Source organism: Blautia difficilis, from assembly GCF_014297245.1.
Lineage (GTDB): Bacteria > Bacillota > Clostridia > Lachnospirales > Lachnospiraceae > Blautia_A > Blautia_A difficilis.
Genome location: NZ_JACOQG010000011.1, coordinates 38,996 through 52,176, shown reverse-complemented (window position 1 = coordinate 52,176; position 13,181 = coordinate 38,996). Strand labels below are relative to the sequence as shown.

Sequence of the window (13,181 nt, the reverse complement as noted above, 5' to 3'; positions counted from 1 at the left end):
CCGGCAAAAGGAATCCGGAGTTCTTTCTCACAGACAGTAACAGGGGATTGGCATATATCCCTGAGGCTACGGCAGTTAAATATTATGAGCTGCTGAATCATTGATGTAGAGAGAGGAAAAAGACTATGAAAAAAAGAGTATTAGCAATCGCAGCAACAGCAATGGCAACTATGATGATGGCATCACCGGTTATGGCACAGGACTTTAAGATCGGCATCTGCAATTATGTAGATGACGCTTCCTTAAACCAGATCGTAGACAACATTCAGTCCCGCCTGGAAGAGCTTGGCAAGGAAAAGGATGTAAACTTTGAGGTATCTTATGATAACTGCAATGCTGATGCAAATGTTATGGAGCAGATCATTTCTGATTTTCAGGCTGATAATGTAGATTTAATGGTAGGTGTTGCAACACCTGTGGCAATGCGCATGCAGTCCGCAACAGAAGGAACGGATACACCGGTTGTATTTTCCGCAGTATCTGATCCTGTAGGAAGCGGTCTTGTAGAGGCTCTGGAGGTACCGGGAGCAAATATCACAGGAACCAGTGATTATCTTGATACAGCCTCTATTATGAAACTGATCCAGGCAGTAAATCCGGATGTGAAAAAGATTGGACTTCTCTATGATGTGGGACAGGATTCTTCCACTACAGCTATCCAGGAAGCCAAGGATTATCTGGACAAGGAAGGCATTGAATATGTAGAGCGTACAGGAACTACAACAGATGAGGTACAGCTTGCAGCAGATGCTCTGGTGGCAGATAAGGTAGATGCAATATTTACCCCGACAGACAACACTATTATGACAGCAGAACTTTCTATTTATGAGAAATTTATTGATGCAGGTATCCCACAGTATACAGGAGCCGATTCCTTTGCGTTAAACGGTGCGTTCGTTGGATACGGTGTGGATTATGCAAACCTGGGACAGAAGACAGCAGATATGATCGCAGCAATTCTGGTAGACGGTGCAGACCCATCTGAAACACCGGTAGAAACCTTTGACAATGGTACAGCAACTGTAAATACAGAGACCTGCGAAGGGCTGGGACTTGATCTTGACACAGTTAAAAAGGACTTTGAGCCATTATGCACACAGGTAAACGAGATCGTTACAGCAGAGAGCTTTGATGAAGTGGAAAAATAATAAAGATGTTTGGATCGTGTTTTGATCGGACGTGAATTTGAACAAAATATTTTCTGAATGGAAATGAACAGCAGCAGTTTTTCTGTTGCTGTTCATTGAACGTAATAAAATAAATACAAACTGGAGGAAATCATCGTGACTATTGCGACTATGCTCTCCCTGGGAGAGACTGCGCTGAAGCTTGGCCTGATCTGTTCACTGACAGTTCTTGCCCTGTTTCTCAGCTATTCCATGCTGAATGTCTGTGACCTTTCCACTGATGGCTGTTTCACACTGGGAGCAGCAGTGGGAGCGGTAGTGGCAGTCAGCGGACATCCTTTTTTATCTATTTTTGCAGCCATGGCTGCAGGTGTATGCTCAGGCTTTGTGACAGCCATACTTCAGACAAAGCTGGGGGTTGACAGTCTTCTTGCAGGAATTATCGTTAATACAGGGCTTTATTCTGTGAACATTGCAGTGATGGGAGGTTCTTCCCTGATCAATATGAACAGAACAGATACAGTATTTTCCATGATGAAAGAAACGCTGAAAAATACACCGCTGAAAGGCAGAGGAGATATTGTAGTTGCCCTTATGGCAGTGATCATAGTGATCGCTTTTCTTGTATTCTTTCTGAGAACAAGACTTGGTCTGGCGATCAGAGCCACAGGAAATAATGCAGATATGGTAAAATCCTCATCTATTAACCCGGTGTTTACCACGATCGTAGGTCTCTGTGTTGCCAACTCCTTTACAGCACTTTCCGGATGTCTTCTGTCTCAGTCACAGAAATCCGTAGATATCAATATCGGACAGGGAATGGTTACCATTGCACTGGCCTCCCTGCTGATCGGAGGTACGATCCTTGGCAGAGGCGGAATTTTTGTGAGAGCCGTAGGCATGGTACTTGGATCTTTTATTTTCCGTCTGGTATATACGGTTGCACTGAGATTTAACATGCCGGCATTTATGCTGAAACTGGTATCTTCTGTGATCGTTGTATTGGCTATTTCAGGTCCATACCTGAAGAAACAGTGGCCGCAGATTAAGAGAAGAATGACTCACAGGAAGGGAGTACAGTGATTTATGCTGAAGATTGAACATATTTCCAAGACTTTTAATCCGGGTACGGTAAACGAGAAACAGGCCATCAGAGATTTATCCCTGAATCTGGAGAAAGGTGATTTTGCAACAATCATCGGTTCTAACGGTGCTGGTAAATCCACTCTGTTTAATGCAATCTGCGGAGATTTTCTTACAGATTCCGGCATGATCATGCTGGATGGACAGGATATTACTTTTATGCCCCAGCATGTACGCGCAAAAACCATCGGCCGCCTGTATCAGGATCCTATGAGGGGAACTGCACCTGGAATGACCATAGAAGAGAATCTGGCACTTGCAGCAGGGAAAGGCGGATGGCTGTCCCATGTGTCCAGACAGGAAAAAGAGCGATTCCATGAAGAACTGAAGCTTCTGGATATCGGACTTGAGAAGCGAATGACTCAGCCGGTAGGACTTCTTTCCGGTGGACAGAGACAGGCACTGACACTTCTTATGGCAACTATAAATCCGCCCAAGCTTCTGCTTCTGGATGAGCATACAGCAGCTCTTGACCCGGGAACTGCAGAAAAGGTGCTGAATCTTACGAAACGGATTGTAGAGGAACATCAGCTTACCTGTCTGATGATCACCCACAATATGCAGTCAGCCCTTGATCTGGGAAATCGTATCCTGATGATGGATTCCGGAGATATTGTGTTGGATATTCATGAAGAAGAAAAGAAAGGCCTGACTGTAGAAAGACTTCTGGAGAAGTTTAAGACAGGTGCAGGCAAGATGCTGGATAATGATCGTATTCTTCTTTCCGGAGAGAAATAAACATAATAAAAGAACTAATAAAAGAACCATTATATACAAAGGTTATAGCTGCTATCTGAATGACTGATAGCTGTATAGTCTGATATAATGGTTCTTTTTTATCAGGTTCTTTTTTGAGACTTGTTCTAATTTACAGAACTTACCTGATCTGGTTTTAGGATAGTAAGCGGGAATCCTCGGCAATTCAATTACCGAGATGAAAGCGCAAACTGTGCATATCTGCACTCATAATAAATAAAAATAACAAAACGGTTTTCATTCAATTTCTCCCTATAAAAATACATTTAAGCCCTCCCTATAAAAAGCTGTATCCAGCATTATAAAAAAGAAAATATGTTCGATACTTTATTGCGAAATTTTTGATATCATGGTATACTATATGCATGAAAGAAAATCTTATACATTATCGCACTTGTGTGTGCAATATTAATTACCATATGGTATGGTCGGTAAAATACCGACGGAAGATATTAAGTGCGGAGGTCGAGGCATATCTGCAGGAACTGGTGCAGGAGATCGCAGAAGATAAGGGCTTTACGGTCCATCTGTTTGAATGTGGGGAAGGAGACCATGTACACTGTTTTGTGTCAGCCCCTCCGAAATTATCCATAACTGCGATCGTGAAATATCTGAAGGGAATCTCTGGCAGGAAACTTTTCGAACGTTTTCCGGAAATAAGAAACCAGCTTTGGAAGGGGGAGCTGTGGAACCATTCCTATTATGTGGAAACGGTCGGATCTGTATCGGAAGAAAATATCCGCAGGTACATCGAACATCAGAGCAAAGCGTACTGATACTATGGAGGAGAGGAAATGCTACTGTCAAAGAAAACATCCATAAAGGTCAGCCGGGAATATGCGAATCTCATCGGACATATGTGCTATGCAGCATCCAAGCTTTGGAATGTCTGTAATTATGAACGTCAGCATTACAAAGAAGCGGGTATGGGGAAGTATCCTGACTGGTACTATCAGAAAAAAGCCCATAAAGAGGATCTGTGGTATAAACAGCTCCCGTCCCAGACTGCCCAGGAAGTCTGTAAACTGCTGGACAAGGCATGGAAGTCTTTTTATGCCCTGAAAAGATCCGGGGGGATCGAGGCTCCCAGACCGCCGCGGTTTAAGCAGGAAAGTATCCCCATTACCTATATGCAGATGGGAATCGTGCATGAGCGGGATACGGGCAGAGTCCGCCTGTCCCTTCCAAAGGCATTAAAAAAATATATGAAAGAAACATATCAGATCCATGAAAACTTTCTTTACCTTGAAAATAAGATTTTCAGGGGCATGGATCAGATCAAACAGCTGCGGATCTACCCGCCGGAGAAGGGAAACTGTAAAATTATTGTTGTTTATGAGGTCCCTGACGAGGAAGAACTTCCACAGAACGGACATGAACTGTCTATTGATCTGGGACTCCATAATCTTATGACGTGTTATGATTCCGGGAACGGTAAGACGTTTATCCTGGGCAGGAAATACCTTGCACTGGAAAGATATTTCCATAAAGAGATCGCAAGGGTGCAGGCCCAGTGGTATGGACAGCAGTCCGGAAAGGGAGTAAAGTATCCGGTCACATCAAAACATATCAGGAAGTTATATAAGAGAAAACATGATTCAGTAACGGATTATCTGCACAAGGTCACAAGGTACCTTGCAGAATACTGCCGGGAACAGGGAATCACCTGTGTCGTTGCAGGGGATATCCGGAATATCCGGAGAGAAAAAGACCTGGGACACAGGACAAACCAGAAGTTCCACAGCCTGCCGTATAACAGGAGCTACATCATGCTGGAATATAAGCTGAAAAGATATGGGATCCGTTTTATAAAACAGGAAGAAAGTTATACCAGCCAGTGCAGTCCGCTGTCACCGAAAGTGGGGAAAAGATATGCAGAGCCGTCCAAACGGAAAGAGAGAGGGTTGTACAGAGATGGAAACAGAACCTATAACGCAGATGCCGTAGGTGCATATAATATCCTGAGAAAATATCACTCCGTATCCGGAGTAAAAAGAGAACTGTCCGTAACCGGACTGAAAACACCGGAAATAATAAAAGTAGCTGTATAGCTCTAAAGAGCAAACAGTAGTGGTGTCATGGATGCACCCTGAAAAAAGGCGGTATCCCGCCTTAATTCAGATGCTCTGGTAACTCAGTTGCCGAGTAATTCACTGCTTTATTATCTTTCATACTGTTAAGCTCCTTTCATATTGCAAGTGAAACCGTTTTATACTATACTTCAATTAATTTCAGGCAGTATATTATTTCATTGGAGGACAAGTGCATGAAAAGAATTAAAGTATTAGGCAGTGTTTTAAAACGGACTCGCGCAGATAAAATTATCATTGGTTTTATTGTGTTTATTTTTGCTATCGCAGCAGTGATCCAACTGGTTGAACCAGACATTAACCGATACGGAGATGCACTGTGGTATTGCTATGCAGTGATCTCCACTGCCGGATTTGGCGATGTAGTTGCGGTTACTTTCATTGGAAAAATGTGTTCCGTTCTTCTGACAATCTATTCCCTTTTTGTAGTTGCCATTGCCACCGGGGTAGTGGTTAATTTCTACACCCAGATGGTGGAAATGCAGCGAAAAGAGACACTTGCCATGTTTATGGATCAGCTGGAAAGACTTCCTGAGCTTTCCAGAGAAGAACTGGAGAATATTTCCAGAAAAGTGCGCCAATTTCGGTAGCTGTGAATCTTACGTTACTGATCACACTCCACTATCCCGCGAGGTGTTTTGGCATGGATATGCCAAAATCCCGAGACATACAGGCCAAAATTCCATTGCCGCAGGCAATCTGTAATGAATTTTGGCTGCGTTACTGAGAACGGAGTGAACAGTAACGATCTTACTGATCTTTGGAAGAAAGTTCTTCTTCCTGCTTGCTGCGTACCTGCGGGATCAGAGAAGCTGCCAGCTTTCCTTTTCCGCGGTTTCGCAGATACAGAATACCGATGACAGAAAATACTACTGCACCGATAAAGTTTACGATCAGATCTTTCATGGTATCAACAATACCAATATCAAGATAGCCTCCCAGATTCCAGGTCTCACCGTTGACGACCAGGGACTGAACATCTACATGGATGGGAACGTTTGCACCGGTAGGATTCAGTTTCACAGAGTTGATAGCCGGTACGATCCAGTCTTTCTGCATATCCATTCCAAAGAACCAGTCCATGCTGAATTCAAAGAATTCCCACATAACACCAACAGTCATTGAAAAACAGAATGCAAAAAAAGCTACAAAATACGGTGACATTTTAATGGAAAACCTGTCACTGCGGTTAAAAAGATCGATCAGTGCAAATCCGATGGCAGCCATCAGAAAACCGTTAGTAGTATGTAAAATGGTATCCCAGATAGGGATTTTTACATAAAAGGCATTGATTTCGCCAAGAATTTCTGCTGAAAAGATAAAAATCAGAATGACTGTCTCCAGTCCCGGTGGTATTGTGACGTTCAGTTTTCTGTCCAGAAACTGTGGAACCATAAAAAGGATCAATGTTAAGATTCCCAGAAACATATTGTGGTAATTTCCCAGGAAAAACTGACGTACAACAGATAAGATTACCAGGGCGGTAAGTACCATCTGAATCTTTGTTCTGCTCTTTTTTAAACCTGAATTCGCTTTCATTTTTCTTTTCCTCCTTCCTTGTTTTATATCCTTATCCTCACTGTTTATATTTTAACATAAGTGAATTTAAACAACAAGAATTATATGATAATAAGCTGTTTCTGGGACTCGTGACAGAATTTTCTGCCGGTTTTCAGGCACAGAAGTTTTTCATATAAATTGGAAGAAAAAACAGTTTCAGATAAAATCTGATTTCCTTCACTGTCCAAAAGATTTTGGGCGTCCGCAAGCTTGGTGATAAGAGGAATTCGGCTGTGCTGCTTGATCTGGCTTAGCAGTTCACTGCTTTCCCTGCAAAAACCAAGAACCCTGGCAAAGGGAATCTGTGTGGGTACAGTATGGATGTTTAATATAATATGAAGCAATGCCCTCTGTATCCTTGTCTGAGTCAGCTCTCTGGTTTTTAAAACAGATACAGACTGGGAAAAGGACAGCAGGAGATTCTGCTGATTTATGATTCTTCGTGCAAGATCATCGGAAACATCCATATAGGAAGAAAGGCTTTTGGCATTCTCTTTCATAAGGCAGTAGGAGAGAATAGAGTCCAGAGAATTTTCTGTGAGAAATTCACCGGAATTTACAGCTTTCTGAAAAACAGGAAAGGCCGGTTCCGGAATCTGGGATGACAGTATATTGGCAATTTTGTTATCCGAATTCCTGCCTGGATTATTTATGTCTGAGCTTGCCTCTGAATGGTTACTTCCCGGATTTTGAATAAGACTGCGTATAGCAGTTGCAGATGCAAAGAAATCAGTAGATGACTGTAGATCAGGGGAAGGGCTTGCTGAATCTCCTTCAGGGACAGTGGTTTCATGATACCCCATCCCTTCTCTGCGGAGGGTGACAGGGCGGATCCGGCTGTTCAGGAGGAGAAGTGCCTTACAGTATTCGATTCCCAGAATATTATTGGGAGTGCTCAGAATCTGTGTCACTTCATTTAACAGAGGAGTAAGGACTCCGTCAAAATCGTCACCGCTGAAGTTGCGTGGATTCTTAAAATATTCTGTCAGCGCCTGGCTTCTGGCAGCGGGAAAAGTCAGACCCTCGCTTAAAAAGCTTTTCAGCAGCTTCTTATATTCTTCCGGTTCTGCTACAAGGATCTCAGCCAGTTCTTTCAGTGCGCTGATCTCCCCTGACTCACTTCCGAAACATAGCATATCAACAACACCAAGGCTGTCCAACAGGGAAACACCGCCCATTGCAAAGGCTTCCGCACTTGCCGTAGAGACAGATACCGGCATTTCGAGCACAAGGTCTGCACCGCACCGCAGAGCCATTTCCGCCCGCGCATGTTTGGAGATGAGAGCAGGGGTGCCGCGCTGTACGTAATCTCCACTCATGGCAACGATAACATAATCTGCCTTTAACTTTTCCTTTGCATACCGGATCTGATATTCATGTCCTTTGTGAAAAGGATTATATTCTGCAATAATTCCTGCTGTTTTCATAAATTTACACAGATGCTCCTTTCTGAAATTCTGTAGAGTTCTCTTTTTTAACCATATTGCATCTTAAAAAAAACTTTTTTATGTCATATTCTACCATTCAGATGCTTGAAATACAAGGCTTCAGGAGTTATAATGAAAACAGCGCAGATAATTGATAGAAAATTGATATTGGATATCAGAACTGCTATATGAAAGGAGCCATTTTAATCATGGGATTTATTGACACACTCAAAGAAAGAGCAAAAGCAAACGTAAAAACAATCGTACTTCCGGAGACAGAAGATAAGAGAACTCTGGCAGCTACAGAGAAAATTTTAAAAGAAGGAATTGCAAAGGTTATCCTTGTTGGTAACGAAGAAGCTGTTAAAAAGAGTGCAGCTGAAGACGGATATGACATTTCCGGCGCACAGATCGTAGATCCTGCTACATCAGAGAAAACACAGGGATATATTGACAAGTTAGTAGAATTAAGACAGAAAAAAGGCATGACACCGGATCAGGCTAAAGAGATTCTTCTTAACCAGTATCTGTATTATGGTGTAATGATGGTAAAAATGGGCGATGCAGACGGTATGGTATCCGGTGCATGTCACTCTACAGCTGATACATTAAGACCATGTCTTCAGATCCTGAAAACAAAACCAGGTACAAAACTTGTATCCGCATTCTTCTTAATGGTAGTTCCGAACTGCGAATACGGCGCAAACGGCGCATTTGTATTTGCTGATTCCGGTCTGAACCAGAACCCGACTTCAGAAGAGCTTGCAGCAATCGCAGCATCTTCTGCAGAATCCTTCGAACTTCTTGTTCAAGAGAAACCAATCGTTGCAATGCTTTCACACTCCACTAAAGGCAGTGCAAAACATGCTGACGTAGATAAAGTAGTAGAAGCTACAAAGATCGCAAAAGAGCAGAATCCGGAACTTGCACTTGACGGAGAATTCCAGCTTGATGCAGCTATCGTTCCAAGTGTAGGTGCATCCAAAGCTCCTGGAAGCGAAGTAGCTGGTAAAGCTAACGTACTTGTATTCCCAGACCTTGATGCAGGTAACATCGGATACAAACTTGTACAGCGTCTTGCAAAGGCAGAAGCTTACGGACCTGTAACCCAGGGTATTGCTAAACCTGTAAATGACCTGTCCCGTGGATGCTCTGCAGACGATATCGTTGGTGTAGTAGCTATCACAGCAGTACAGTGCCAGGCTGATGACAACAAATAAGATTTCGGTCAGACAGTAAAGCAGAATTATTTTATCGACTACATAATTTATTGATATTATAATATGAAAGGAAAAGCTGGCAGAAATATTCGGAATTTATTGCCGGCAGAATATGAAAATGAACGTATTAGTAATCAACTGTGGAAGTTCATCCCTGAAATATCAGCTGATCAACTCTGATTCAGAAGCAGTTCTTGCAAAAGGTCTCTGCGAGAGAATTGGTATCGATGGAAGATTAGTATATCAGAAAACAGGCTGTGACAAAGAAATCACAGAAGCTCCGATGCCTACACATAAAGAAGCAATCCAGATGGTTCTGGATGCCCTTACAAATGACAAAACAGGTGCCATCGGAAGTCTGAAAGAAGTAAATGCTGTTGGACACCGTGTTGTACATGGTGGTGAGAAATTTGCCAAATCTGTAGTGATCACAGATGAAGTTATCGCAGCAGTAGAAGAGTGCAACGATCTTGCACCACTTCATAACCCTGCAAACCTGATCGGTATCCGTGTATGCTCTGAGCTTATGCCAGGAGTACCTCAGGTTGGTGTGTTTGATACCGCTTTCCATCAGACGATGCCTGCAAAAGCATACCTCTATGGTCTTCCACTGGAATATTACAAGAACTACAAAGTAAGAAGATACGGTTTCCACGGAACCTCCCACAGCTTTGTTTCTAAACGTGCGGTTGAATTCCTTGGCCTTGACAAAGATAACTCAAAAGTTATCGTATGCCACCTTGGAAATGGTTCTTCCATCAGTGCTGTTGTAAACGGTCAGTGTGTTGATACAACAATGGGTCTTACTCCACTTGAAGGTGTTGTTATGGGAACACGTTCCGGTAACATTGACCCGGCTATCATGGAATTCATCGCTAAGAAAGAAAACCTTGATATTGCAGGTATCATGAATGTGCTGAACAAAAAATCCGGCCTTTTTGGATTATCCGGCGGATTATCCAGCGACTTCCGTGATCTGAACGATGCAGCTCAGAGCGGAAACGAAGATGCAGCTAACGCAATCGACGTTCTCTGCTATGGTATTGCTAAATTCGTTGGTGGATATGTTGCAGCTATGAACGGTGTAGATGCCATCGTATTTACAGCAGGTATCGGCGAGAACGCTATTCCTGTACGTGAAAAAGTTGTAAGCTATCTTGGATACCTTGGAGTTACACTTGACAAAGAGGCTAACGGAGTTCGCGGAGAAGAGATCGTTATCTCTACACCGGATTCCAAAGTTAAAGTTGCTGTAATTCCTACAAACGAAGAACTTGCAATCTGCAGAGAGACAGTAGCTCTGGTTTAATTTTCGCAGACAACAGAGTGTCTGTATGATGTCCAAACGAGAAAAATATAGCTGGATAGAAGTTATATTTATATAGAAGGGAAGGGTGCGTCTGTCAGGAGCACCCTTCTTTGTGCCCGTAAAGCATGTGGAAATTACCTGATCATAATGCTGCCGGATGATAAAATAGGTTTCACAGGAAGTATAGCAATTCCATAAAATACTTCGTAAAGGAATATTACTTGACAAAATGTGAAATTTTTCTAATTTATCGTTGACAAAAGCAGAGGCGGTATGTATAATAAAACAAGTGTGGATAGGAGAAAAGTATGCAGATACATTTATCAGATATTTCATCCAGTGAAGGAATGCGTATTCAGAAGACTGCAGAGTTTGGAATGGATACGATCACCTTTCAGTCAGGAAGCTTTCCGGTCCTTGCAAAAGACCCCATAGAGCTTACGATTACGAATACAGGTGACAGGAATCTTGAGATCAGAGGAACAGGTAAGATTACCGTTGGTATTCCCTGTGACAGATGTCTGGAAGAGGTTTCCACTGAGATTCCTTTAGAGATTGAGCGAAAACTTGATATGAAGCTTACGGATGAAGACCGTGTGAATGATCTGGACGAGAGTTCTTATCTCACAGGTATGGACCTGGATGTGGACCAGCTGGTCTATCTTGAGGTACTGATGAGCTGGCCTTTGAAGGTTTTATGTAGAGAAGACTGCAAAGGAATCTGTAGCCAGTGCGGGAAAAACCTCAATGACGGTCCTTGCGGATGCGTCGAGGGACCAAAGGATCCCCGTATGGCAGCTATCAGTGATATATTTAGTAAATTTAAGGAGGTGTAACATATGTCCATCTGTCCAAAGAATAAATCTTCTAAAGCAAGACGTGATAAGAGAAGAGCAAACTGGAAAATGAGCGCTCCGAACCTTGTAAAATGCAGCAAATGTGGCGAACTGATGATGCCGCACAGAGTATGCAAAGCTTGCGGAAGCTACAACAAAAAGGAAATCATTAAAGTTGAAGACTAATTTTTAATGATTGCAAAGTATGGCAGGTTCTCACATTTTTGTGAGATACCTGCTTTTTTGTATGTTAAAATATAATGAACATGAGAATTGTGGGAGCTGCTTTGCAGCGAAGCGGATGATTTTATCCGCTTGACAATGTGGATGAGGGAAAAAAATGGAGAAAAGGGAAAAGGTAAATCAGATCACAGAAGGAGTGATCTGGAAACAGCTGCTGTTATTTTTCTTTCCTATTGTATTTGGAACGTTCTTTCAGCAGATTTATAACACTGCAGATACCATTGTTGTAGGTCGTTTTGTAGGAAAACAGGCACTTGCTGCAGTTGGAGGTTCTGCCAGTCAGATCGCCAATCTGATCGTTGGCTTTTTTGTAGGGCTTTCCTCAGGGGCAGCAGTTGTGATTTCGCAGTTTTATGGGGCAAAAGACAAGAAGAATCTGAGTAAGGCGCTGCATACAGCATTTGCATTTTCCTTTGCGGCGGGAATTGTTCTTACTGTAGTGGGGATTTTTCTGACCAGGCCTGCATTACTGCTTATGAAGACACCTGCAGATGTGGTAGAGGACTCTGCGGTGTATCTTCATATTTATTTTGGCGGAATGGTTTTTAACCTGGTTTATAATATGGGGGCTGCCATCCTGCGCGCAGTGGGAGATTCCAAAAGACCGTTGTATGTTCTGATTGTTACCTGTGTGCTGAACATCATTCTTGACCTGCTGTTTGTTGTGGCATTTGATATGGGCGTGACAGGAGTAGCTGTTGCTACAGTTACTTCTCAGGTGATCAGTGCGCTGATCGTAACAGTAATGCTGCTGAAAACCAGAGAGATATATGTGCTGAAGATCAATCAGATTCGTTTTAACAGAAGAATGCTGTTTTCGGTGCTGAGAATCGGTATCCCGGCAGGTCTGGAATCTGTAATGTATAATATTTCCAATATTGTGATCCAGGTATTTGTCAATAATCTGGGAACTGACACAGTGGCAGCCTGGGGAACACTGGGAAAAATCGATGCCATTTTCTGGATGGTGATTAATGCGTTTGCAATTTCCATTACTACCTTTGTGGGACAGAATTTCGGAGCCGGCAAATATCACCGTATGCGAAAGAGTGTGAGTGTCTGTATGGTCATGAGTATGGTCAGTTCTGCGGTGATGATCATTTTGATGTATTCATTTGCTCCCTGGATTTATCGTCTGTTTACCACAGACAGCGCAGTAATCGTCCATGGTGTTCACATGAGTCGTTTTTTACTGCCGTCCTATTTCATTTATGTAATCATAGGAATTTTGTCCGGGGCACTGAGGGGTACCGGAAAAGTTCTGGTGCCTATGATCCTGACCTGCGGCGGTGTGTGCTCTCTGAGAATCCTATGGCTTTTTACAGCCGGACAGATGTATCCGGGAATTAATACGATCATGCTCAGTTATCCGGTTTCCTGGAGCATTACGGCAGTATTGTTTGTTGTATATTATTTTATGAAATTTCCGGGAAGGAAAAAGGAGAGTTAACCATTTTCCGGCACACCATT

At 42.8% G+C, this 13,181-nt stretch carries 13 protein-coding genes; 11 read left to right on the top strand and 2 right to left on the bottom strand.

The window, feature by feature from the left end:
• Nucleotides 1-125: 125 nt before the first annotated feature.
• The 6 genes from H8Z82_RS08615 (at nucleotide 126) to H8Z82_RS08590 (ending at nucleotide 5,706) form a co-directional block, all read left to right on the top strand.
• On the top strand, nucleotides 126-1,148 hold the full coding sequence (locus H8Z82_RS08615) for an ABC transporter substrate-binding protein (protein WP_186994895.1): 1,023 nt from the start codon (nucleotides 126-128) through the stop codon (nucleotides 1,146-1,148).
• A gap of 150 nt (nucleotides 1,149-1,298) precedes the next feature.
• A complete protein-coding gene (locus H8Z82_RS08610; RefSeq protein ID WP_019161332.1) occupies nucleotides 1,299-2,210 on the top strand; it encodes an ABC transporter permease in 912 nt (303 codons plus the stop codon).
• Between the two features lie 3 nt (nucleotides 2,211-2,213).
• Nucleotides 2,214-3,008 (top strand): ABC transporter ATP-binding protein, encoded by a 795-nt coding sequence (locus H8Z82_RS08605; RefSeq protein ID WP_186994894.1) that lies wholly within the window; start codon nucleotides 2,214-2,216, stop codon nucleotides 3,006-3,008.
• A gap of 383 nt (nucleotides 3,009-3,391) precedes the next feature.
• Entirely contained in the window at nucleotides 3,392-3,802 is a 411-nt protein-coding gene (gene tnpA, locus H8Z82_RS08600) for an IS200/IS605 family transposase (RefSeq protein WP_202018854.1), read from the top strand.
• A gap of 18 nt (nucleotides 3,803-3,820) precedes the next feature.
• Nucleotides 3,821-5,077, top strand: a complete 1,257-nt coding sequence (locus tag H8Z82_RS08595) for an RNA-guided endonuclease InsQ/TnpB family protein (protein ID WP_243176429.1) — start codon at nucleotides 3,821-3,823, stop codon at nucleotides 5,075-5,077.
• Between the two features lie 215 nt (nucleotides 5,078-5,292).
• Nucleotides 5,293-5,706, top strand: a complete 414-nt coding sequence (locus tag H8Z82_RS08590; protein WP_173701971.1) for a potassium channel family protein — start codon at nucleotides 5,293-5,295, stop codon at nucleotides 5,704-5,706.
• Nucleotides 5,707-5,866: 160 nt separating this feature from the next.
• On the opposite strand, the gene H8Z82_RS08585 is transcribed toward H8Z82_RS08590, so the two are convergent.
• Both H8Z82_RS08585 and H8Z82_RS08580 read right to left on the bottom strand, forming a co-directional pair.
• Entirely contained in the window at nucleotides 5,867-6,655 is a 789-nt protein-coding gene (locus tag H8Z82_RS08585) for a hypothetical protein (RefSeq protein ID WP_186994893.1), read from the bottom strand.
• An 80-nt stretch (nucleotides 6,656-6,735) separates the two neighbouring features.
• Entirely contained in the window at nucleotides 6,736-8,103 is a 1,368-nt protein-coding gene (locus H8Z82_RS08580; protein ID WP_186994892.1) for a tRNA(Met) cytidine acetate ligase, read from the bottom strand.
• 209 nt (nucleotides 8,104-8,312) lie between these two features.
• Here H8Z82_RS08580 and pta point away from each other — a divergent pair, with 209 nt between their 5' ends.
• From pta to H8Z82_RS08555, 5 genes are all read left to right on the top strand, one after another.
• The gene (pta, locus tag H8Z82_RS08575) at nucleotides 8,313-9,323 is read left to right on the top strand and encodes a phosphate acetyltransferase (protein WP_019161337.1); all 1,011 of its coding nucleotides are present in this window, start codon (nucleotides 8,313-8,315) and stop codon (nucleotides 9,321-9,323) included.
• 118 nt (nucleotides 9,324-9,441) lie between these two features.
• On the top strand, nucleotides 9,442-10,632 hold the full coding sequence (locus H8Z82_RS08570) for an acetate/propionate family kinase (RefSeq protein ID WP_019161338.1): 1,191 nt from the start codon (nucleotides 9,442-9,444) through the stop codon (nucleotides 10,630-10,632).
• A 308-nt stretch (nucleotides 10,633-10,940) separates the two neighbouring features.
• On the top strand, nucleotides 10,941-11,468 hold the full coding sequence (locus H8Z82_RS08565; protein WP_019161339.1) for a YceD family protein: 528 nt from the start codon (nucleotides 10,941-10,943) through the stop codon (nucleotides 11,466-11,468).
• 3 nt (nucleotides 11,469-11,471) lie between these two features.
• On the top strand, nucleotides 11,472-11,654 hold the full coding sequence (gene rpmF, locus H8Z82_RS08560; RefSeq protein WP_008704709.1) for a 50S ribosomal protein L32: 183 nt from the start codon (nucleotides 11,472-11,474) through the stop codon (nucleotides 11,652-11,654).
• 154 nt (nucleotides 11,655-11,808) lie between these two features.
• Complete coding sequence (locus tag H8Z82_RS08555) at nucleotides 11,809-13,161, top strand: MATE family efflux transporter (RefSeq protein WP_186994891.1); 1,353 nt, start codon at nucleotides 11,809-11,811, stop codon at nucleotides 13,159-13,161.
• Nucleotides 13,162-13,181: the final 20 nt, after the last annotated feature.